At 65.7% G+C, this 21,591-nt stretch carries 18 protein-coding genes and 11 tRNA genes; 24 read left to right on the top strand and 5 right to left on the bottom strand.

What is annotated here, in order from left to right:
* Window positions 1–17 precede the first annotated feature (17 nt).
* The gene (gene phoB / locus AC5P7S_RS07540) at window positions 18–707 is read right to left on the bottom strand and encodes a phosphate regulon transcriptional regulator PhoB (protein WP_005408258.1); all 690 of its coding nucleotides are present in this window, start codon (window positions 705–707) and stop codon (window positions 18–20) included.
* 116 nt (window positions 708–823) lie between these two features.
* Window positions 824–2,470: a M48 family metalloprotease gene (locus AC5P7S_RS07535; protein WP_095377044.1), complete on the bottom strand. Its 1,647-nt coding sequence runs from the start codon at window positions 2,468–2,470 to the stop codon at window positions 824–826.
* A gap of 142 nt (window positions 2,471–2,612) precedes the next feature.
* Between AC5P7S_RS07535 and grxC the strand changes: the two genes are divergently transcribed.
* From grxC to AC5P7S_RS07510, 5 genes are all read left to right on the top strand, one after another.
* Window positions 2,613–2,903, top strand: a complete 291-nt coding sequence (gene grxC, locus AC5P7S_RS07530; protein ID WP_095377043.1) for a glutaredoxin 3 — start codon at window positions 2,613–2,615, stop codon at window positions 2,901–2,903.
* Window positions 2,900–3,292, top strand: a complete 393-nt coding sequence (locus AC5P7S_RS07525; protein WP_004154542.1) for a carboxymuconolactone decarboxylase family protein — start codon at window positions 2,900–2,902, stop codon at window positions 3,290–3,292. The genes grxC and AC5P7S_RS07525 overlap by 4 nt, the downstream gene beginning before the upstream one ends.
* A 321-nt stretch (window positions 3,293–3,613) precedes the next feature.
* Window positions 3,614–4,618: an isocitrate dehydrogenase gene (locus tag AC5P7S_RS07520; RefSeq protein ID WP_033835461.1), complete on the top strand. Its 1,005-nt coding sequence runs from the start codon at window positions 3,614–3,616 to the stop codon at window positions 4,616–4,618.
* Window positions 4,619–4,866: 248 nt separating this feature from the next.
* The gene (locus AC5P7S_RS07515) at window positions 4,867–5,610 is read left to right on the top strand and encodes a cysteine hydrolase family protein (protein WP_005415464.1); all 744 of its coding nucleotides are present in this window, start codon (window positions 4,867–4,869) and stop codon (window positions 5,608–5,610) included.
* 53 nt (window positions 5,611–5,663) lie between these two features.
* The gene (locus tag AC5P7S_RS07510) at window positions 5,664–6,572 is read left to right on the top strand and encodes a LysR family transcriptional regulator (protein WP_005415465.1); all 909 of its coding nucleotides are present in this window, start codon (window positions 5,664–5,666) and stop codon (window positions 6,570–6,572) included.
* Window positions 6,573–6,650: 78 nt separating this feature from the next.
* On the opposite strand, the gene AC5P7S_RS07505 is transcribed toward AC5P7S_RS07510, so the two are convergent.
* The gene (locus AC5P7S_RS07505; RefSeq protein WP_005415466.1) at window positions 6,651–7,409 is read right to left on the bottom strand and encodes a Bax inhibitor-1/YccA family protein; all 759 of its coding nucleotides are present in this window, start codon (window positions 7,407–7,409) and stop codon (window positions 6,651–6,653) included.
* A gap of 180 nt (window positions 7,410–7,589) precedes the next feature.
* On the opposite strand from AC5P7S_RS07505, the gene AC5P7S_RS07500 reads away from it, so the two are divergent.
* The 18 genes from AC5P7S_RS07500 to AC5P7S_RS07415 all read left to right on the top strand — a co-directional run bounded on the left by AC5P7S_RS07500 (window position 7,590) and on the right by AC5P7S_RS07415 (window position 18,791).
* Window positions 7,590–7,666 (top strand) — tRNA-Pro (locus AC5P7S_RS07500).
* A gap of 39 nt (window positions 7,667–7,705) precedes the next feature.
* Window positions 7,706–7,782, top strand: a tRNA-Arg gene (locus AC5P7S_RS07495).
* A 172-nt stretch (window positions 7,783–7,954) separates the two neighbouring features.
* Window positions 7,955–8,031, top strand: a tRNA-His gene (locus AC5P7S_RS07490).
* A gap of 79 nt (window positions 8,032–8,110) precedes the next feature.
* Window positions 8,111–8,186: transfer RNA gene (locus AC5P7S_RS07485), tRNA-Lys, on the top strand.
* A gap of 198 nt (window positions 8,187–8,384) precedes the next feature.
* Window positions 8,385–8,460, top strand: a tRNA-Lys gene (locus AC5P7S_RS07480).
* A 218-nt stretch (window positions 8,461–8,678) separates the two neighbouring features.
* Window positions 8,679–9,047: a hypothetical protein gene (locus AC5P7S_RS07475; protein WP_095377042.1), complete on the top strand. Its 369-nt coding sequence runs from the start codon at window positions 8,679–8,681 to the stop codon at window positions 9,045–9,047.
* Between the two features lie 136 nt (window positions 9,048–9,183).
* A tRNA-Leu gene (locus AC5P7S_RS07470) sits at window positions 9,184–9,268 on the top strand.
* Between the two features lie 190 nt (window positions 9,269–9,458).
* Entirely contained in the window at window positions 9,459–10,754 is a 1,296-nt protein-coding gene (tig, locus tag AC5P7S_RS07465) for a trigger factor (protein WP_005415468.1), read from the top strand.
* 76 nt (window positions 10,755–10,830) lie between these two features.
* Entirely contained in the window at window positions 10,831–11,457 is a 627-nt protein-coding gene (gene clpP, locus AC5P7S_RS07460) for an ATP-dependent Clp endopeptidase proteolytic subunit ClpP (RefSeq protein WP_004146318.1), read from the top strand.
* Between the two features lie 126 nt (window positions 11,458–11,583).
* Window positions 11,584–12,873, top strand: coding sequence for an ATP-dependent Clp protease ATP-binding subunit ClpX (gene clpX / locus AC5P7S_RS07455; protein ID WP_004154600.1), 1,290 nt, complete (start codon window positions 11,584–11,586; stop codon window positions 12,871–12,873).
* Window positions 12,874–13,016: 143 nt separating this feature from the next.
* A complete protein-coding gene (gene lon, locus AC5P7S_RS07450; RefSeq protein WP_005415470.1) occupies window positions 13,017–15,467 on the top strand; it encodes an endopeptidase La in 2,451 nt (816 codons plus the stop codon).
* A gap of 220 nt (window positions 15,468–15,687) precedes the next feature.
* A complete protein-coding gene (locus tag AC5P7S_RS07445; protein WP_005408270.1) occupies window positions 15,688–15,960 on the top strand; it encodes an HU family DNA-binding protein in 273 nt (90 codons plus the stop codon).
* Between the two features lie 11 nt (window positions 15,961–15,971).
* Window positions 15,972–16,046, top strand: a tRNA-Val gene (locus tag AC5P7S_RS07440).
* Window positions 16,047–16,072: 26 nt separating this feature from the next.
* A tRNA-Asp gene (locus AC5P7S_RS07435) sits at window positions 16,073–16,149 on the top strand.
* A gap of 82 nt (window positions 16,150–16,231) precedes the next feature.
* Window positions 16,232–16,308 (top strand) — tRNA-Asp (locus AC5P7S_RS07430).
* Window positions 16,309–16,394: 86 nt separating this feature from the next.
* A tRNA-Asp gene (locus AC5P7S_RS07425) sits at window positions 16,395–16,471 on the top strand.
* 106 nt (window positions 16,472–16,577) lie between these two features.
* A tRNA-Asp gene (locus AC5P7S_RS07420) sits at window positions 16,578–16,654 on the top strand.
* Between the two features lie 181 nt (window positions 16,655–16,835).
* The gene (locus AC5P7S_RS07415) at window positions 16,836–18,791 is read left to right on the top strand and encodes a peptidyl-prolyl cis-trans isomerase (RefSeq protein WP_053500849.1); all 1,956 of its coding nucleotides are present in this window, start codon (window positions 16,836–16,838) and stop codon (window positions 18,789–18,791) included.
* Window positions 18,792–18,971: 180 nt separating this feature from the next.
* Here the strand turns inward: AC5P7S_RS07415 and AC5P7S_RS07410 are convergent, their stop codons facing one another.
* Both AC5P7S_RS07410 and gloB read right to left on the bottom strand, forming a co-directional pair.
* Entirely contained in the window at window positions 18,972–20,174 is a 1,203-nt protein-coding gene (locus AC5P7S_RS07410; protein ID WP_065185795.1) for a lytic transglycosylase domain-containing protein, read from the bottom strand.
* Window positions 20,171–20,935 carry a hydroxyacylglutathione hydrolase gene (gloB, locus tag AC5P7S_RS07405; RefSeq protein WP_005415478.1) on the bottom strand — a complete coding sequence of 255 codons (765 nt, stop codon included), beginning with the start codon at window positions 20,933–20,935 and terminating at the stop codon, window positions 20,171–20,173. Before gloB ends, AC5P7S_RS07410 begins: the two co-directional genes overlap by 4 nt.
* Window positions 20,936–20,946: 11 nt before the next feature.
* On the opposite strand from gloB, the gene AC5P7S_RS07400 reads away from it, so the two are divergent.
* Complete coding sequence (locus tag AC5P7S_RS07400; protein WP_065185797.1) at window positions 20,947–21,591, top strand: methyltransferase domain-containing protein; 645 nt, start codon at window positions 20,947–20,949, stop codon at window positions 21,589–21,591.

The raw sequence follows: 21,591 nt of genomic DNA, 5'->3' as shown, positions 1-21,591 counted from the left end.
TGCCGGCACGACGAGACTCAGGTAGCAGTGGAGAAGCGGTAGCCGGCGCCGCGCACGGTCTGCACCATGTTCTCGGCGTTGAACGGCTCCAGCGTCTTGCGCAGGCGGCGGATATGCACGTCGATGGTGCGCTCCTCCACGTACACGCTGCCGCCCCATACATGGTCCAGCAGCTGCGCGCGGGTGTAGACGCGCTCGGGATGGGTCATGAAGAAATGCAGCAGACGGTATTCGGTCGGGCCGATCGGCACCGGCTGGTCGTTGGCGAACACGCGATGGGCGGCGCCGTCGATACGGATCGGGCCGACGGCTACGCTGCCGTCCTCGTCATCTTCGCGGGCGCGGCGCATGACCGCTCGGATGCGGGCCAGCAGTTCGCGTGCCGAGAACGGCTTGACCACATAGTCATCGACACCGGCCTCGAGGCCACCGACGCGATCATTCTCTTCGCCGCGGGCGGTCAGCATGATGATCGGTACTTCGCGGGTCAGCGTTTCCTTGCGCCAGCGGCGGGCCAGGTCCAGGCCGCTGGTGCCGGGCAGCATCCAGTCCAGCAGGATCAGGTCGGGAACGCGATCGGCGATCGCGGTCTGGGCCTCCCGGGCATCGCCGGCGTGGACCGGTTCGTAATCGCCCTTGCGAAGGGCGAAGGCGACCATTTCACGGATCGCGGGCTCGTCATCGACGATCAGGATGCGTTTCTGCACGAGGACACCGTAGGGCTCGGTTACTGGAGTGGTGCCAGTAGACTACGGTTTGATGACATGTTTGTGACTACCCGGCCGGAACCGGCCTGGATTGCCATCGGCCGGTCATGCGGTGCTCAGCGGCGGTCCAGGTCCGGGTCCTGCACGCCCTGCCGGCGCAGCTCCAGCACTGTCGGGGTGATCGATTCGATGCGGGCGTCAACCCGCGCGCGGCCGATGTAATCCAGCGCCGGGTTGCGCTTGAGCGCCTGCAGCTGCATCAGCGCCTGTTCTGGCCGCCCGCTGAGGAAGGCGGCCTCGGCATAGGCCTCGCTGGCGCGCACGCTGTCGCCGGCCAGCTCGCTGGCGCGGGCGAAACGCTGCTGGAAGACCGGATCGTTACCGCTTTGCGACAGCAGGGGGCGCAACATTGCCTGCGCACGCTGGCCGGCTTCGCGGCTGCCTTGTTCGTTCAGGATCTCGGCATAGGTCAGTGCCACCGGGCGGCTGTTGGGGTGTTCGCGCAGCAGCTGCTCGAAGCGGCTGTTGGCCTGGGCCGCCTGGCCTGCGCGCGACTCCGCCTCGCCCAGTCCCAGCGCCAGCCACAGGTTGCCGGGATGGGTCTGCAGCAGGCCGGCCAGGGTCTGCCGGGCCTGGCCGGCACCGGCACGGCCACCGCGCATCACCGCCAGCGCCTGGCCGTAGCGCTGCGCATCGTTGAGGCCGTCCTTCTGCCGCTTGGCCAGGTCGGCGTACTCGCGCTCCAGCTCGGGGGTGGAGTCCGCGCTGAGCACGCGCAGGCGCTCACGCGCCCACTCGAAGTCACCGCTGGCGCCACGGTTGAGCTGGCCGATCGGCAGGCGCAGCACACTGCCGGGCAGCAGCGGGTTGTTGCCGCGCAACAGCGGCTCGCCCAGGCTGGGATCTGCCGGGTCCACCCGCTCCTTGCGCTCGCCGGTGGGGGTGCTGGTGGTGAGCAGCACCGTATCCTTCTTCATCTGCTGGGCGCGGGCTTTGGCCTCGCTGATGCGGGTGATGTTGACCGGGTGGGTGCGCAGGAACTCGGGCACGCTGTAGCCGCCTTCGTTGCCGCGCATGGCTGCCGACATCCGCTCGAAAAAGCCGGCCATGGCATCCACGTCGTAGCCGCTGCGCGACAGGGTGCGGATGCCCAGGCGGTCGGCCTCGGACTCGTTGGAGCGGGTGTAGTTGATCTGCCGCTGCTGCATCAGGCCCATGCCCGAGCTGATCGCGGCCATCGTCGCGTTGCCGGACGACGTACTGTTGCTGGCCTGGGCGGCCACTACCGCCGCCAGCATGCCCAGCAGGATCGGGATCTGGTCGCGCTGGGCGCGCTCGACACCGCGCAGCACGTGCTGCTGGGTGACGTGGGCGATTTCGTGGGACAGCACCGCAGCGACCTCGTCCTCGCGCTCGGCGGTCAGCACCAGTCCGGCATTGACCCCGATGTAGCCGCCCAGCGTGGCGAACGCGTTGATCTGGCGGTCGTTCATCACGAAGAAGGTGTACGGCTGCCGCGGCTGGTCACTGTTGGAGCCGAGCCGGGTACCCATGGTCTGCAGCCAGTCGTTGACCAGCGGATCTTCCAGCAGGTAGCCGTAGTTGCGTAGCTCGCGCAGCATCATCGCGCCGTACTCGGCCTGGCGGGCCGGGGTCAGCAGCTCGCCGGCCGAAGAGCCGATGTCGGGCAGCTTCTCCTGGGCCTGGGCCAGCGGCATGGCCAGGGCCAGGGTGACGGCGGTAGTCAGCAGCAGGGCTCGCAAGCAGAAGGTCCTCGGGCGGGGCGCGCCAAGCGTGGCAGGGCGGGGGGCAACCATTCGTTAATCCACAGTGTTGCGGCCGTGGCGTGGAAATTCCAGCGCACCGGTACCATATGTAGACCGTCGATCCATCGTGGAGTTTCCCGTGACAGCCCAGACCGCCGGCGGTGCCCCCGCCATCACCATCTATTCCACTGCCGTCTGCCCGTATTGCGTGGCCGCCAAGAACTTCCTGAAGAGCAAGGGCCAGCAGTGGACCGAGGTCCGCATTGACCTGGACCCGGCCGAGCGCGAGAAGATGATGGCGCTGACCCGCCGCACCAGCGTGCCGCAGATCTTCGTCGGCGACGTCCATGTCGGCGGCTACGACGACATGATGGCCCTGCACCGTGAAGGCAAGCTCGAGCCGCTGCTGGCCGGGCAGGGCGAGGCATGAGCGCGGCCGACGACGGCAGCAAGGACCGCATCGCCGAGTTCACCGAGTTCCGCAAGCGCATGAACGAGCGCATCCTGGGCGAACCGAACCAGGTGGTGCGCCGCTTCTTCGCGCTGGATACGCAGACCTACCAGGCCGGCGCGCTGGACGTGAAGACCAAGGAGCTGCTGGGCCTGGTGGCCTCGATGGTGCTGCGCTGCGACGACTGCATCAGCTACCACGTGGCCCAGTGCAAGGACGCCGGGGTGACCCGCGAGGAGTTCTTCGAGACCTTCTCGGTCGGCCTGGTGGTGGGCGGCTCCATCGTGATCCCGCACCTGCGCCGCGCGGTCGACTTCCTCGACCAGCTGGAAGGCGGCGCCGCCGCGCCAGCCGCGCACGAGCACTGAGGGTCGTGCCGGCCAGCGGCCGGCATCCCTTGAACCCGACATTGCCGGGGTTGCCGGCCAGCGGCCGGCACTACCGGGCCCGCGAGGGGGCCTGTCCCGCGATCCAACAGCCCAGGAGCCCCTTCTTGTTGAAGGGGCGCGCCGACAGGCGGGGGTAGAGGAGGAATCCGCGGGCAATTCTGCCTGAGCCGGGGACTGGGACCATGGTCTATTTGGGACCTCGGCCCCGGCTCAGGCATAATTGCCGGTGAAACTTCCTTTGCGCCGGCGTTTCCGGGCACGTCCGGACGGCGTTTTTCCCCCTGTTCGGAACATCGATCAATGACGCAGAAAATTACGGTCATCCGCGGCGACGGCATTGGCCCGGAAATCATGGACGCCACCCTGTTCGTGCTCGACCAGCTCAAGACTGGGCTGGAGTACGAAGACGCCGACGCCGGCCTGGTGGCCCTGGAAAAGCACGGCGACCTGATGCCGGCGGTGACCCTGGAATCGATCGCGCGCAACAAGGTCGCGCTGAAGAGCCCGCTGACCACCCCGGTCGGCGGTGGCTTCACCTCGATCAACGTCAGCCTGCGCCGTCACTTCGACCTGTACGCCAACGTGCGTCCGGCCCACACCTTCCCGAACACCAAGTCGCGTTTCGACAACGTCGACCTGATCACCGTCCGTGAGAACACCGAAGGTGCCTACCTGGCCGAAGGCCAGGAAGTGTCGGCCGATGGCGAGACCGCCTTCTCCGGCACCCGCATCACCCGCAAGGGCTCCGAGCGCATCGTGCGCTACGCCTTCGAGCTGGCCAAGAGCACCGGCCGCAAGAAGGTCACCGCCGTGCACAAGGCCAACATCATCAAGTCGACCTCGGGCCTGTTCCTGAATGTCGCCCGTGAAGTCGCCGCGCAGTACCCGGACATCGAGTTCCAGGAAATGATCGTCGACAACTGCTGCATGCAGCTGGTGATGCGTCCGGAACAGTTCGATGTGATCGTCACCACCAACCTGTTCGGCGACATCATCTCCGACCTGTGCGCCGGCCTGGTCGGCGGCCTGGGCCTGGCTCCGGGTGCCAACATCGGCAAGGACGCGGCGATCTTCGAAGCCGTGCACGGCACCGCGCCGGACATCGCCGGCCAGGGCAAGGCCAATCCGTGTGCGCTGCTGCTGGCGGCCGCGCAGATGCTGGACCACATCGGCCAGCCGGAGAATGCCGAGCGCCTGCGCAAGGCCATCGTGGCGACCATGGAAGCCAAGGACTCGCTGACCGGCGACCTGGGTGGCACCGGTACCACCATGAGCTTTGCCCAGGCCATCGCCAGCCGCCTGTAAGCGGCCGGCCGACCTCGGTTGGATCTACAGCGGGGCGCCTTCGGGCGCCCCGTTGCGTTGTGGGCTGGCTCGGTAGATCCACGCCATGCGTGGATGACGGGCACCTACGGTCCGCAGCCACCCATGGGGTGGCTCTACAGGGGATTTTCTGTGCGTATATCGCACAGATCATGTGCCGCTGGGCGGCTGGTTCGTGCGTAATGTGATCGGCATCCTGTGCCCACTTCCCAATGCACCGGAGCTTGAACATGAACCTCACCGCCTTCGGCCTGGCCAGCCTGATCGGCATGACCGCCACCCTCCCGCTTGCTGCTGCCGAGCTGGCCCATCCCACCATCCGCCATATGGCGGGTGCGCCGGTCGCGACCTCGCTGGATGCGGCGAAGACTGCCGTGCTGGTGATCGACTTCCAGAACGAGTACTTCGATGCCAAGGCTGTACCGGGCTTTGCGGGTGGCCGCATGGTCATTCCCGATGGCGAGGCCGCACTGCGCCAGGCCAGGCGGGTAGTCGAATTCGCCGATGCCCACGGCATCCGCGTGATCCATGTCCAGCACGTGCTGCCGGCCGGCGCACCCCTGTTCGCGCAGGGCAGCGTCAATGCCGCCTTCCATCGCGACCTGCAGCCGCGCCAGGGCGAGACCGTGGTGCAGAAGGACAATGTCAGCGTATTCGCCGGCGCGTCCGCCGCGGTGCTCGACCCGATGCTGAAGAACGCCGGCATCGACACCCTGATCGTCACCGGCCTGCAGACCCACGCCTGCGTGGCCGGTGCTGCGCGCGACGCGGCAGCGGCTCCGCGCGGCTACCGGGTGATCGTCTCGTCCGATGCCAGCGCCAGCCGCGATCTGGATCTGGCCGGCGGCCGTCGCATCGGCCATCGCGCGCTGCATGAGGCCTCGCTGGCGCAGATCGAAGACGCCTTCGGCGATGTCATGAGCACCGACGCGATCCTCGCGCTGCCGGTACGCAAGGCCGGTGACGGCGCTTGATAAGCTGGCGGGGCCCGCATGCCGTGGGCCCCGCCACGTGGAGCTGCCCGCCGATGGATCACTTCGCCGCCCTGCGTGCGCTGCGCGCCATCGTTGACGCGGGCAGTTTCACTGCGGCCGCCGAGCGCCTGGGGACCACCCACTCGGCGATGTCGCGGCAACTGCGGCAGCTGGAAGAGCACCTGCAGGTACGCCTGCTCGATCGCAACAGCCGTCGGCTGTCATTGACCGAGGCCGGGCGCGATTACTACCGCGAGGCGGCAACGCTGCTGGACCGCCTGCAGGAGGCGGATGATCGTGCTCGCGCCGGGCAGGCGCAGCCCAGCGGCAGCGTGCGGATCAGCGTGCCGCAGGTGGTGGCCAGCCAGGAGCTGCCCCACTGGCTGCCCTCGTTCCTGCAGCGTTACCCGCAGGTCACGCTGGACCTGTCGGCGGATGATCAGGTGGTGGATGTGGTCGGTGGTGGTTTCGACCTGGCGCTGCGCATTGCAGCTTCATTGCCGGACAGCCAGCTGGTTGCGCGCGAGCTGGCCAGCTGCCCGCGCATCCTGGTCGCCGCACCGGTCTACCTGGCGCGCCATGGCCTGCCACGGCACGCTGTGGATCTGGAGCAGCACACGCTGCTGGGTTTCAGTCCCACGCCGTCAATGCCGCCCTGGCGGTTGCAGGGACCGCGCGGCGCCAGCGTGAGCGTTGAAGCCGGGCAGCGCCTGCGCGTGGATGCCACGCCCGCGCTGTACGCCGCCGCGCTGGCCGGAATGGGCATCAGCCTGTTCACCGCGCTGACCGTGCAGGAGGATCTGCGCGCCGGTCGTCTGATCCGCGTGCTGCCGGCCTGGCATGCCGGCCAGCGGCGCTACTTCGCGTTGTACCCGCATGCACGTGCGCTCGCGCCCAAGGTGCGCGCGCTGGTCGAACACCTTGCGGCGCACTACGCTGCACAGGCTGGGGTGGCTGGCTAGCCGGGAAATGCAGCCACGCGTTACAAAGAGAAAAGGGCGCCCCGAAGGCGCCCTTTGTCATTCATGGCTCTGCCTGGTTCAGCGCTGCTGGATCTTCGACAGCAGGCGCAGGAACTCCACATACAGCCAGACCAGGGTCACCATCAGGCCGAATGCGCCATACCACTCCATGTACTTCGGCGCGCGCTGGGCCACGCCGGTCTCGATGAAATCGAAGTCCAGCACCAGGTTCAGTGCGGCCACGACCACTACGAAGAGGCTGAAGGCAATGCCCAGCCAGCTGGAGTCGTGGATCACCGGCACGTTGATGTTGAAGAAGCCCAGCACGAACGAGGCCAGGTAGAGCAGGGCGATGCCGCCGGTGGCGGCCACCACGCCCATCTTGAAGTTCTCGGTGGCCTTGATCAGGCCGCTGCGGTATGCGAACAGCAGGGCGGCCAGGGTGCCGAAGGTCAGCAGCACCGCCTGGAACACGATGCCCGGGTACTTCATGTTGAACAGGGCCGACACGGCGCCCAGGAACAGGCCTTCGACCAGTGCGTACATCGGCGCGGTGACCGGCGACCATTCCTTCTTGAAGATGGTGATCAATGCCAGCACCAGGCCGCCGATCGCGCCACCGATGGCGTACAGGCTCGCGCTGCCGGAAATCTGGCCGTACTCGTCGACCGCCTGGCTCCAGGCGAACGCCGCGGTCAGCACGGTCAACAGCAGCAGGATGCCGGTCTTGTTGGCGGTGCCGTTGAGGGTCATGGCCTGGTCGGGGCTGGTCACTACCGAGCCACTGGCGAGGTCGAGGAAGGTCGACTCGGAAAGAGCCGGGTTGCCGCTGCGCATGCGTGTTCTCCGTGCGAATGAAGGTCGGGACGGCCATCCGGCCGATGGGCGTCAGCATAGCCGATGACTGCTTTCGGCGTTGTGGCAGGCCCGGGATCTGTGCATCCTTCGTTGACAGTTCCCAACGCGCTTGGCGACAATGACCAACTCCCCGGGCCCAACCCGAGGGGATTGCAAGACCGGGGTATAGCGCAGTCTGGTAGCGCGCCTGCTTTGGGAGCAGGATGTCGGGGGTTCGAATCCCTCTACCCCGACCAATCCCACGCCACGTCGGATTGGACACCGTTCCGGTTCGGGCGCCCGTAGCTCAACTGGATAGAGCACCGGCCTTCTAAGCCGGCGGTTACAGGTTCGATTCCTGTCGGGCGCGCCATTGGCGAGCGCCGGGATCGCATCGACGGATGTGAAGAAGTGCTTGCAAAAGCGCAAGGACTCCACCAGAATATCGGACTCGCTTCGGCGGACCGCAACTTCGGTGACAGTCCCCAGGCAATGTTCAAGGTTCCGGCGTCAGTGGTATCGGCGATGGAGCGAAAGTTTCAGTGGTGGCTGTAGCTCAGTTGGTTAGAGTACCGGATTGTGATTCCGGTGGTCGGGGGTTCGAATCCCCTCAGCCACCCCACTGATTCAACCGCATCGGCGCAGCCGAAACGGTATTGCAATAAACAGAAAGCACGCTACAATGTGCGTCTGAGTTTCACGGGCCGTTAGCTCAGTTGGTAGAGCAGTTGACTCTTAATCAATAGGTCCAAGGTTCGAATCCTTGACGGCCCACCAAGACAGAAGCCACCTGGTACGCCAGGTGGCTTTTTTCTTATAGGTGTGACTGCCATCGTTCCGATGGATCACGCGTTGCAGAACCCGTTCGGCGTGGATCTGCAGCAGGAGCGGGGCCCGCAGTGCTGGTTTCAACCACGTTGAAAAAAGTGCTTGCACCCACCGAGCGGATCGGGTCATAATTCGCGCCCCGATTTCGGGCTGTTAGCTCAGTTGGTAGAGCAGTTGACTCTTAATCAATAGGTCCAAGGTTCGAATCCTTGACAGCCCACCAGACAAAAGCCACTTGGTCCGCCAAGTGGCTTTTTTTTTGCCTGTTCGCTGGGGGATTTCATCCACGCCTGGCGTGGATCGACTGAAGCAATGCTGAAATCAGCGGCATACACGTCATCAGTGTTTTCAATGCTGTGCGCTGCATCTCACCGCATCGCGTCCTGCATCGCACCCAATGGATCTTCCGCGCCGACGGCGCATGCACGAAGGACGATGTTGATGGCTCATATCAATCGATTGCACCGCGCGCTGTGGGTTTCCTTCGCGTTGCTGGCACTGGCGGCCTGCGCGCCCGCCGACGATCCCGCGCAGACCGTCGAACGCGGTGCTGGCACGGAGAGCGCTCCTGCACGCCCGGTCGGTGAGGCCATGCAGATGCAGCCGGCTCAGCCGGCAGAGCGGGAGGCCCTGCCCGATGCGGTGGACGTGCAGCGCAATGCGGATGGTTCGGTGGATGTGCGCAAGGCCACGCCGGAGTCGGCGGCCCTGCGGCGCACCGGCGACGGGGGCGTGGAGATCCGCGAGGTGGATCCTGCAGCCGGGCAGGGTGCCGATACGGCGTCGGCCAAGGCCAGGCCGCAGCAGTGACCCCCGCCACCCCGGATGAGCTTGCGCTCGCCGGGGTGGTTCAACGCGCGGGCTGCGCACAATTGCCATGTTCAGTTTTGTGCAGGCCTTCCGCTTCCCGTCATCGCCTGCGACAATGAACACCTGCGCCGGCCACGCGAAAGTGGCGGAATTGGTAGACGCCCTGGATTTAGGTTCCAGTGCCGCAAGGCGTGGGGGTTCGAGTCCCCCCTTTCGCACCAGTGCCGGCCTGTCCCCGCCCTGATCGGGCCATCTGCGCCCCCCTTGACCGGCACGCGCTGGCAGTGCAAGCCGAATTGGGCGAAACTAAAGGGCTGCGGCAAGCAGGCGCGTCCCAGACGTCGTGTCCTTACAACCGTTTCATCCCAATCATCTAGCCGGGGGCCTGGGCCACCGGTGGCAGGAGTCAACATGCAAGCTTCGATCGAATCCACCGGCAACCTGGAACGCCGCCTGAGCTTCTCGCTGCCGGAAGAGCGTCTGCAGAGCCACATCGTCGGCCGCCTCGGCGAAATCGCCCGTACCACCCGCATCAAGGGCTTCCGTCCGGGCAAGGTGCCAGCCAAGGTGATCGAGCAGCGCTTCGGCGCGCAGGTCCGTGGCGAGGCGCTGGACGGCCTGCTGCGCGAAACCTTCGATGCGGCCGTGCGCGAGCACGACCTGCGCATCGTCGGCAGCCCGCGCATCGACAAGGGCGACGAGGGTGAGTTCTCCTTCGTGGCCACCGTGGAAGTGGTGCCGGACTTCGGCGACATCGACGTCAGCAAGCTGACCGTCGTGCGCCATACCGCCGAGATCACCGACGCCGACATCGACCAGATGATCGAGAACCTGCAGAACCAGCGCCGTACCTGGGCCCCGGTCAGCCGTGGCGCGCAGGACGGTGACCTGGTCGCGGTGGAAACCTGGTCGCAGGCCGGCGAAGAGCGCCTGCCGGCCGAGGGCACCGAGAAGGGTTCGATCGTGCTCGGCCAGGGCATGATGTTCGACACCATCGAGAAGGGCCTGGTCGGCCTGGCCAAGGGCGAAGAGAAGACCCTGGACGTCGAGTTCCCGGCTGACTGGCGCGTGCCGGTGCTGGCCGGCAAGACCGTGCAGGTCACCGTCAAGGTCACCGAGGTCTCCGAGCCGGTCGTGCCGGCGGTCGACGAAGCCTTCATCAAGAGCTTCGGCGTGAAGGGCGGCGATGTGGAGCAGTTCCGCAGCGACATCCGCGCCAACCTGGAGCGCGAGCTGAAGGGTGCGTTGATGAACCGCCTGCGCCGCGAAGTGGGCGAGCAGCTGATCGCGGCCTACTCGTCGGTGGAAATGCCGCCGCGCCTGGTCGAGAACGAAGCCCGCGCCATGCTGGCCCAGCAGGTCGAGCAGCTGCGCCGCAACGGCCAGAACGTCGGCGAGATCCCGGCCGATGCCCACGAAGGCTTCAAGGACGCTGCCGCCAAGCGCGTGCTGGTCGGCCTGCTGGTCGGTGAAGTGGCCCGCATCAACGACCTGCGTCTGGAAGCCAAGCGCCTGAATGAAACGATGCGTCTGATCGCTTCGACCTACGAAGAGCCGGAGCAGGTCATTGAGATGTACCGCAACGACCCCCAGTTGATGTCTGGCCTGCAGAACCGTGTGATGGAAGAGCAGGTGATCGACTGGATCGCCGAGCGTGCCCAGCACACCGAAGAGAAGCTGTCGTTCCAGGACGCGATCCGCCAGTAAGCCCGGGCGGATCACCGGATGCCCCGCGCCTTTGCCGGCGCGGGGTTGTTGCCCCCCAAGATAGGTACCTCACGTAATGGACAACCGAACCAAAGCCCTGAACCTGGTTCCGATGGTGGTCGAGCAGACCAGCCGCGGCGAGCGTGCCTACGACATCTATTCGCGCCTGTTGAAGGAGCGCCTGATCTTCCTCGTGGGTCCGATCGACGATCACATGGCCAACGTGGTGGTGGCGCAGCTGCTGTTCCTGGAATCGGAAAACCCGGAAAAGGACATCAACATCTACATCAACTCGCCGGGTGGCGTGGTCACCGCCGGCATGGCGATCTACGACACCATGCAGTACATCAAGCCGAATGTGAGCACCACCTGCATCGGCCAGGCCGCCTCGATGGGCGCCCTGCTGCTGGCCGCGGGCGAAGCCGGCAAGCGCTATGCGCTGCCGAACTCGCGCGTGATGATCCATCAGCCGCTGGGTGGCTACCAGGGCCAGGCCACCGACATCGACATCCACGCGCGCGAGATCCTGACCCTGCGTTCGCGCCTGAACGAGGTGCTGGCCAAGCACACCGGCCAGTCGCTGGAGACGATCGCCCGTGACACCGAGCGCGACAACTTCAAGAGCGCCTTCGAGGCGCAGGCCTACGGTCTGGTCGATCAGGTCCTGGAGCGTCGTCCGGATGAGTCGATCCAGGCCGGTTGACCGGCCTTCACGGGGCCAGGGAGGCCTCGTTCCTGCAGGGTCGGGTGGGACTGGTGTCCCCTCGGCCCTGTGCTATTCTCGAATCGAACCCCCGTTCAGCGGGTGGGGTAACTGGGTAAGCGAAGCATGAGCGAAGACCGCCAAGGTCGTTCCACGGACACCGGCAAGATCCTCTACTGCTCTTTCTGCGGCAAGAGCCAGCATGAAGTGCGCAAGCTGATTGCGGGTCCGAGCGTGTTCATCTGCGATGAGTGCGTGGAGCTGTGCAACGACATCATCCGTGAGGAACTTGAGGAAAAGGCGCAGTCGGCGCGCAGTTCGCTGCCCAAGCCGCGCGAGATCCTCGAGGTCCTCGACCAGTACGTGATCGGCCAGAACCGTGCCAAGCGCACGCTGGCAGTGGCCGTGTACAACCACTACAAGCGCATCGAGAGCCGGCAGAAGAACGACGACGTCGAACTGGCGAAGTCGAACATCCTGCTGGTCGGCCCGACCGGTTCGGGCAAGACGCTGCTGGCCGAGACCCTGGCCCGCCTGCTCAACGTGCCGTTCACCATGGCCGACGCCACCACGCTGACCGAAGCCGGTTACGTGGGCGAGGACGTGGAGAACATCATCCAGAAGCTGCTGCAGAAGTGCGACTACGACGTCGAGAAGGCGCAGCAGGGCATCGTCTACATCGATGAAATCGACAAGATCTCGCGCAAGAGCGAGAACCCGTCGATTACCCGCGATGTGTCCGGCGAAGGCGTGCAGCAGGCCCTGCTGAAGCTGATCGAAGGCACCGTGGCCAGCGTTCCGCCGCAGGGCGGCCGCAAGCACCCGCAGCAGGAATTCCTGCAGGTGGACACCAAGAACATCCTGTTCATCTGCGGCGGCGCGTTTGCCGGGCTGGACAAGGTGATCCAGGCCCGTTCCACCGACGTCGGCAGCATCGGCTTCGGCGCCAAGGTGAAGAGCAGCGAGCGCAAGCAGGAAGTGGGCAAGGTGCTGGCCGAAGTCGAGCCGGAAGACCTGATCAAGTTCGGCCTGATTCCCGAGTTCGTCGGCCGCCTGCCGGTGGTGGCGACCCTGGAGGAGCTGGACGAGCCGGCCCTGATCAAGATCCTGACCGAGCCGAAGAACGCCATCACCAAGCAGTTCAAGAAGCTGTTCGAGATGGAAAACGTGGAGCTGGAGTTCCGTCCGGACGCGTTGTCGGCCATCGCCAGGAAGGCGCTCAAGCGCAAGACCGGCGCCCGTGGCCTGCGCACCATCGTCGAATCGGTCCTGCTGGACACCATGTATGACCTGCCGTCGCAGGAGAACGTCAGCAAGGTGGTCGTGGACGAATCGGTGATCGAGCACAAGTCCGAGCCGTACCTGATCTACCAGACCCCGGCGGCCCCTGAACAGAAGGCCGCAGGCGCCGAGTGATCCTTCCAGGTTGTTGATTGGAAAGGATTTTCAAGGAATGCCTTGCATCTGAAAGCCGATGGCCCCATAACGGGGCCATCGGCTTTTTTTGTCTCCGGAAGATGCCCTCCCGGAGGCGGTTTTCCCCCTTCCCTGGAGCCCCCATGGCCCGTTCCCCAAGTGAAACCCTCGACCTGCCGGTCCTGCCGCTGCGCGACGTAGTGGTGTTCCCGCACATGGTCATCCCGCTGTTCGTCGGCCGTGACAAGTCCATGCACGCGCTCGAACAGGCAATGGAGGCGGACAAGCGCATCCTGCTGCTGGCGCAGAAGTCGGCCGAGACCGACGACCCGCATGCGGCCGACCTCTACCAGGTCGGCACGCTGGCGCAGGTGCTGCAGCTGCTGAAGCTGCCCGACGGCACCATCAAGGTGCTGGTTGAAGGCCTGTCGCGCGTGCAGGTCACCCACGTCGACGAGCGCGACGGCTCGCTGCATGGCCAGGCCGTGGAGATCGACGCCACCGACGAGCGCGAGGCGCGCGAGGTCGAGGCGATTGCCCGCTCGCTGATGTCGCTGTTCGAGCAGTACGTGAAGACCAACCGCAAGCTGCCGCCGGAGCTGCTGCAGACGCTGTCGGGCATCGATGAGCCGGCGCGCCTGGCCGACACCATCGCTGCGCACATCAGCGTGCGCCTGGCCGACAAGCAGCGCCTGCTGGAAACGCTGGCCGTCGGTGACCGCCTGGAGATGCTGGTCGGCCTGGTCGACGGCGAGATCGACGTGCAGCAGATGGAGAAGCGCATCCGCGGCCGCGTGAAGTCGCAGATGGAGAAGAGCCAGCGCGAGTACTACCTCAACGAACAGATGAAGGCCATCCAGAAGGAACTGGGTGACCTGGACGACGCGCCGGGCGAGCTGGAAGAACTGGCCCGCAAGATTGCCGAGGCCGGCATGCCGAAGGCGGTTGAAGCCAAGGCGCGCAACGAACTGAACAAGCTCAAGCAGATGTCGCCGATGTCGGCCGAAGCCGCCGTCGTGCGCAACTACCTGGAGTGGCTGCTGGGCGTGCCGTGGAAGAAGCGCAGCAAGGTGCGCAAGGACCTGAAGGTCGCGCAGGATACGCTCGATGCCGACCACTACGGCCTGGAGAAGGTCAAGGAGCGCATCCTTGAATACCTGGCGGTGCAGTCGCGCGTGAAGCAGATGAAGGGCCCGATCCTGTGCCTGGTCGGGCCGCCGGGCGTGGGCAAGACCTCGCTGGGCCAGTCCATTGCCAAGGCCACCAACCGCAAGTTCGTGCGCATGTCGCTGGGCGGCGTTCGCGACGAGGCCGAAATCCGTGGCCACCGCCGTACCTACGTCGGTTCCATGCCGGGCCGCATCGTGCAGAACCTCAACAAGGTCGGCAGCAAGAACCCGCTGTTCGTGCTTGACGAGATCGACAAGATGTCGATGGACTTCCGTGGCGATCCGTCTTCGGCGCTGCTGGAAGTGCTCGATCCGGAGCAGAACAACGCATTCAACGACCACTACCTGGAAGTGGACCTGGACCTGTCCGAAGTGATGTTCGTGGCGACCTCGAACTCGCTCAACATTCCCGGCCCGCTGCTGGACCGCATGGAAGTGATCCGCATCCCCGGCTACACCGAGGACGAGAAGCTCAACATCGCGACCCGCTACCTGGTGCCGAAGCAGGTCAAGGCCAACGGCCTGCAGCCGGAAGAGCTGGAGATCGGCAGTGATGCCATCCAGGACATCGTGCGCTACTACACGCGTGAATCGGGCGTGCGCAACCTGGAACGCGAGATCGCCAAGATCTGCCGCAAGGTGGTGAAGGAGATCGCGCTGGCTGGCCCGCAGCCGGCAGCGAAGGCGAAGAAGGGCGCGAAGAAGAAGGCGCTGGTGAGCGTGTCCAGCAAGAACCTGGACAAGTACCTGGGCGTGCGTCGCTTCGACTTCGGCCGTGCCGAGGAAGAGAATGAAATCGGCCTGGTCACCGGCCTGGCCTGGACCGAAGTCGGTGGCGACCTGCTGCAGATCGAATCGACCCTGGTGCCGGGCAAGGGCCAGCTGATCCTGACCGGCCAGCTCGGCAACGTGATGAAGGAATCGGCGTCGGCGGCGCTGTCGGTGGTGCGTTCGCGCGCGGTCGGCTTCGGCATCGACAGCGACTTCCTGCAGAAGCACGACGTACACCTGCACGTGCCCGATGGCGCCACGCCGAAGGATGGCCCGAGTGCCGGCGCGGCGATGGTCACCTCGCTGGTGTCGATGCTGACCAGGGTGCCGGTGCGCGCCGATGTGGCGATGACCGGCGAGATCACCCTGCGTGGTCGCGTCACTGCCATCGGTGGCCTGAAGGAGAAGCTGCTGGCTGCACTGCGTGGCGGCATCCGCACGGTCATCATCCCGGAAGAGAACCGCAAGGACCTGGCCGACATCCCGGCCAACGTCACCCGCGATCTGAAGATCGTGCCGGTGAAGTACATCGAAGAAGTCCTGGACCTGGCGCTGGAGCGTCCGTTGGCACCGAAGAAGGCGCGCAAGAGTGCGCAGCGTGTCACGGTGCGCAGCAAGGCCAAACCGAGTGGAAACGCGCGCGTCAAGCATTGACGCGCGCTGTCCAATGGCCCGAAACCCGCGTCGTTGCTGGCTTTCCAGCTTGCGTGGGGGTAGGGCCACTGGTATAAAAGCAGCACTCGCGAATGAGTGGTCGCAGTCTGGTGATCGCTGGAATTCGGCGAACCGTTTCCACATGGCGGCCGCATGCAGATGGCGTGCGGTTGCTTCCCTGTCGAATAAGCGGAACCCACCGCCAAAGGAGTTGTAGAGAATGAACAAGACCGAATTGATCGATGCCGTTGCTGAAGCTGCCGACCTGACCAAGGCAGAGTCCAGCCGCGCTGTCGATGCCGTCGTTGCTGCCATCACCAAGGCGCTGAAGGACGGCGATGCGGTCACCCTGGTTGGCTTCGGTACCTTCCAGGTCCGCGACCGTGCTGCCCGCACCGGCCGCAACCCGAAGACCGGCGACACCATCAAGATCGCTGCTTCGAAGAATCCGTCGTTCAAGGCTGGCAAGGCCCTGAAGGATGCTGTAAACTAAGCGGCTCGCTGGGGTGCTTAGCTCAGCGGTAGAGCGTCTCCTTTACACGGAGAGGGTCGGGGGTTCGAAACCCTCAGCACCCACCACAGCACCGCGGTAAAAGTTTGAGTGTGGAGCGGTAGTTCAGCTGGTTAGAATGCTGGCCTGTCACGCCGGAGGTCGCGGGTTCGAGTCCCGTCCGCTCCGCCATTCAACGAGGCCTCCGGCCAAAAGCTGGAGGCTTTGTTTTCTCCCCGGTCCAGGCCGGCTGAAAGCAAAAAGGTAACAACGCGGAGCGGTAGTTCAGCTGGTTAGAATGCTGGCCTGTCACGCCGGAGGTCGCGGGTTCGAGTCCCGTCCGCTCCGCCAGTACATCGAGGCCCCCGGTTCAAGGCTGGGGGCCTTGTCTTCTCACCGAGAGGTTCGGGAGGAAGGCGAAAAGTCTTTGCAAGAACGGAGCGGTAGTTCAGCTGGTTAGAATGCTGGCCTGTCACGCCGGAGGTCGCGGGTTCGAGTCCCGTCCGCTCCGCCATTGCAGACTTCTTAAGTCCCTGTGAAAAAACTTTGAAAAAAGTGTTCATCGGGCTGGGTTTCCAGCGAGTCTTCGGATATACTGGGCACCTGCAAAGTTCAAGCGCGGAGCGGTAGTTCAGCTGGTTAGAATGCTGGCCTGTCACGCCGGAGGTCGCGGGTTCGAGTCCCGTCCGCTCCGCCAACTCTAAAAGCCCTCGGCGCAAGCCGGGGGCTTTTTCTTTGCGCCAGGATGGAGTTGGCCGATGCACTGATGGTGCGTGCCTGCGCAAGTGGGCGCAGGCCGCGTCGGTGCTGCTTTTGGTCCCTGCGGCGAAGCGGGTTACACTGCCGGGCTCGCCAATCAGGCCTTGTGATTCCTCACCATGCTGCAGAAACTCCGCGACAAGACCTCAGGCTGGATCGTCACCGTGATCCTGGGGCTGCTGATGATTCCGTTCCTGTTCGTGATCGACAACAGCTACCTCGGTGGCGTTGGCGCACAGAACGTGGCCAAGGTTTCCGCGCCGCCCACCTGGTGGCGTTCGGCGCCGTCGTGGTGGCCGGTGCGCATGCTGTGGCAGCACCATGAGATCAGCTCGCAGGATTTCCGCACGCGTTTCGAGCAGGAGCGCATGCGTGAGCGCCAGCAGCAGGGCGACAACTTCGACCCGCGCGCGTTCGAGAGCACCGAGAACAAGATGGCCGTGCTCGATCAGCTGATCGACGAACAGGTCGTGCGCCTGGTCGGTGAACAGGCGGGCGTGGTGATCGGCGACGGCGCTGTGCGCGAATACATCGCGACCATGCCGGCGTTCCTCGATTCGAACGGCAAGTTCAACGAGAACAACTACCGGCTGGCATTGGCCGGTGGCAATCCGCCGCGTACCCCGACCCAGTTCCAGGAACTGGTGCGTGAGAGCCTGCAGCAGTCGGTGATCCCATCGGGCCTGCAGAGCTCCGGCTTCGTCACCCAGGCCGAGACCGAGCGCCTGTTGAAGCTGCTGGGCGAAACCCGCGACGTCGAGCTGGCCGCGTTGCCGCCCGTACCGGCCGATACCGCGCCGGTCACCGATGATCAGATCAAGCAGTGGTACGACAGCCACGGCAAGGATTTCCGCCAGGCCGAGAGCGTGTCGCTGGAGTACGTCGAGATCAACGGTGCGAACCTGCCGGCACCGGTCCCGGCCGATGAAGCGACCCTGCGCAAGCGCTATGAAGAGGAAAAGGCAAAGTTCACCTCGCCGGAGCAGCGCCAGGCCTCGCACATCCTGATCACCGGTGACGGCGCCGAAGCCAAGGCGAACAGGATCGCTGCCGAAGCCAAGACGGCCGGTGCCGACTTCGCTGCGCTGGCCAAGGCCAATTCGGAAGATCCGGGCTCCAAGGACCAGGGCGGTGACCTGGGTTGGGTCGAGCGCGGTGCGATGGTCAAGCCGTTCGAGGACGCGCTGTTTGCGGCCAAGGCCGGTGACGTGATCGGCCCGGTCAAGACCGAGTTCGGTTACCACATCATCAAGGTGGCCGCTGTGCGCGGTGGCCAGGGCAAGTCGTTCGAGGAAGTGCGTGACACCCTGGCTGCCGAGCAGCTGAAGGCCGACGGCGAGCGCGGCTTCAACGAACTGGCCGGTCGCCTGGTCGATGCCATCAACAAGAGCCCGAGCGACCTGGCGGCCGCCGCCAAGGAAGTGAACCTGCCGCTGCAGACCCTGGGCCCGATCACCCGCGCGACCGCCAGCGGCATCGCCGCTGACCCGGCCGTGCTGCGTGCCGCCTTCTCCGACGTGCTGGTGCAGGACGGTACCGCCAGTGACCCGATCGCCCTGGGCGGCGCGACCAACCACAGCGTGGTCATCCGTGTGGCTGCACACACCCCGGAACAGGCCCTGCCGCTGGACAAGGCCCGTGACCAGGTGATCGCTGCGATCCGTGCTGATCGCCAGCGCCAGGCCAGCGACAAGGCGGCCGATGCCATCCTGGCCAAGCTGAAGGCGGGCGCCACCCTGCAGTCGCTGGCCGCCAGCGAGAAGCTGCAGCTGAGCCCGATGCCGGGCCTGCCGCGCAGCCAGCCGGTGCCGACCCCGGAAATCAACCGCGCGATCTTCAGTGCGCCGGTGCCGGCTGAAGGCAAGCCGAGCTATGGCAAGGTCGACGTCAATGGCCACGCGCTGCTGTTCGCGGTGAACAAGGTCAATCCGGGCGACATCAAGGAAGTGACTGCAGAGCAGCAGAAGCAGCTGAAGGAACAGCTGAGCCAGATCGACGGCATGGCCGCAGCCAAGGCCTACATCGAAGCGATGCGCAAGAAGTTCATGATCCAGACCACCGAAGCGAACCTGTAAGCCTCGCGGCGGCACCCATGAGAGAGGCCCGGCAATGCCGGGCCTTTTTTGTGCCTGCCGATGCGTAGCGTCGAGCCATGCTCGACTGCGCCTGCTGGGCGCAGGCATGAAAAAAGCCGAGCGTGGGCTCGGCTCTCCAGAACAAAGGGGCGGGCAGGGCGCGGCGGTGCCGCGCCGGACTCAGTCCTCCACGCGCAGCACGGCGCCCGGCTTCAGCACGCTGCTGCCGCTCAGGCCGTTCAGCGACAGTAGCGCCTTGACCGGCATGCCATAGCGGCGGGCGATGGTCCAGGCCGATTCACCATCCCGCACGGTGTGGCGACGACTGCGCGGACGATCGGCGATCGCGGCCACGGTCTTGGCGACCTGTGGCGCTGGCGAGGCGGCGGCAACAGGTACGCTACTGGCCACCAGTGCGGTGGCGGTGTCCGCCACGGTCGCGCTGGCGGCCGAGACCGGCGCCAGTACGCGGGTGGTGCCGGACGAGACGCGCCCACCGCCCGCCAGGGCGGGGTTGAGGCGGACGATCCTGGCCGGGTCCAGGGCACGCTGTGCGGCCCACTGCTGGACGCTGGTGCCGGCGGGCAGGGTGTGGTCCTTCAGTACGGGCACGGTGCGGTCCAGCGAGGCCATGACACCTGGCTGGTCTTCCACATCTTCCAGCACGCAGGCCAGGGCATGCAGCTTCTCGACGTAGGCATGGGTGACCGGCGACAGGCCGGGCAGCGCCGAGGGCTTGGCGTTCTGCGCGTTCATGCCGGCCTTGCGCATCGATTGCAGCACGCGGTACTCGCCGGCGTTGTAGGCCATGGTGGCCAGGCGCCAGTCGCCGCCGAACATGCCGTGCAGGGTCTTCAGGTAGCGCACTGCGGCCTGGGTGGAATCGACCGCCGACAGGCGCCCGTCGTAGCCGTTGGCCATGGGCACGCGGTGATTGCGCGCAGTGGTGGCGATGAACTGCCACAGGCCGGTCGGGCCGCTGCCATTGCGTGCATTGGGCCGGTAACCGCTTTCCACGAACGGAATCAGCGCGAACTCGGTAGGCAGGTTGGCCTTGCGCAGCTCTTCGACCACATAGCCGAACAGCACCAGTGCATCGTCATCCTGGTTGGCCAGGCGCGACGGGGCGTGGGCGAACTGCTTCTGCCAGCGCGGGCTGGTGGCCTCGGCATTGCAGGTGGGCTCGGCCAGGCCGTCGCGGAAGCTGGAGAAGATCTCCTGGCCGTTGCGGACCGACGCGGCCGGCAACGCGGCCGGATCCAGCGGCAGGGCCGCGGCGGCGGTCAGGTTCTGGCCGATGCCAGCGCCCAGCGACTGGGCGCCGGCGGTTCCGGCCAGCCCCAGGACCAGGCCCAGGGCCAGCGGCAGACTTCGGCGCATCATGCGCGGAAGCCGTCTTTCCAGTGCCGGAGACCGGCCATCACGTCGACGTCGTCAACGACGTCACGGCCCAGGTGCGCCGACACCGACGCGCGGATCGGCGCAGTGTGCACACGCAGGAACGGATTGCAGTCGAATTCGCTGGCCAGGGTTACCGGCAGGGTGGAACGGTCATCGCGGCGCATGGCCAAAGCCTCCTCTTGGCGCTGCCGCAAGGCAGCGTTGGCGGGGTCGACATGCCGCGCGAAGACGGCATTTGACACGGTGTACTCATGAGCGCAACAAAGCAGCAGTTGCGCGGGCAAGGTACCCAGCTTGCGCATCGATGCCAGCAGCTGGGACGGCGTACCTTCGAACAGGCGTCCACAGCCCAGGCTGAACAACGAATCTCCGCTGAAAAGATGTTCAGCAGTGTGAAACGCGATGTGGCTGCGGGTATGCCCGGGCACGGATAGTACGTGGAACGCCCGGCCCAGTGCCTGAACGCGTTCACCTTCGCCGACCCGTTCAGTTGCCGTGGGGATGCGCTCCTCGACGGGTGCGATCACCCGGACTCCAGGAAAACGTGCCTGCAGCACCGGCACGCCACCGATGTGGTCATCGTGATGATGGGTGAGCAGGATCGTGTCCACGCGCAGGCCCTGATCGGCGAGCGCAAGCACCGGCGCGGCATCGCCGGGATCGACGACCACGGCGTTACCGTCGTCGTCGATCAAGGTCCAGATGTAGTTGTCCGCAAATGCGGGCAGGGCAGTCAGTCGCATAGAATTGGACCATGCCCGCGCTGCAGAGCACCCGTCAAGCGAGCCAGACCCCGTGGTTCGACAGCGAACCGGCGGAAGCCCTGCGCGTTCTGGAGCGGCAACTGCTGCTGCCGCAGCTGTCGTTGCTGCCGGTGCAGCCCTGGCTGTGGATCGCGCCGAGTGCCGCATGGCTGGACGATGCGCAGCTTGGCGGGCGCGGCCTGCGCCTGTACCGGCAGGGGCACGGCTATGCCGGCGACACCCGCTGTGCGTTGCCGCTGCCGCTGGCCAATGAAAGCGTCAATGCGGTCGTGTTGCAGCATGTCACCGCAGCTGACGCTGATCGGTTGCTCGATGAGTGCGAGCGCGTGCTGATGCCGGGCGGCCATCTGTGGCTGAGCAGCCTCAACCCGTTCAGCCCTTACCGCACGCACTGGCGCCAGCACGGGCTGGTGGTGCGCACGCCGCAGCGGATCCGCCTGCTGCTCGGCCGCCACGGGCTGGAGTGCGACGATATGCGTTTCCTCGGCCCGCTCTGGCGCGGCGCCGGCAGCCGTCGCCCGGGCGGTTGGTCGCCACTGCGCGCGGCCTGCCTGTTCCATGCTGAAAAGCGAACGCTGGCCCTGCCCGGGCCGAAACCGTTGCCGGTGCGTTGGCACGGCACCGTTGCTACCTGA

This window comes from Stenotrophomonas sp. YJH_SMC_32, assembly GCF_059369975.1.
The sequence above is the reverse complement of the archived record's forward strand: the minus strand, read 5'-3'. Positions and strand labels throughout refer to the sequence as shown.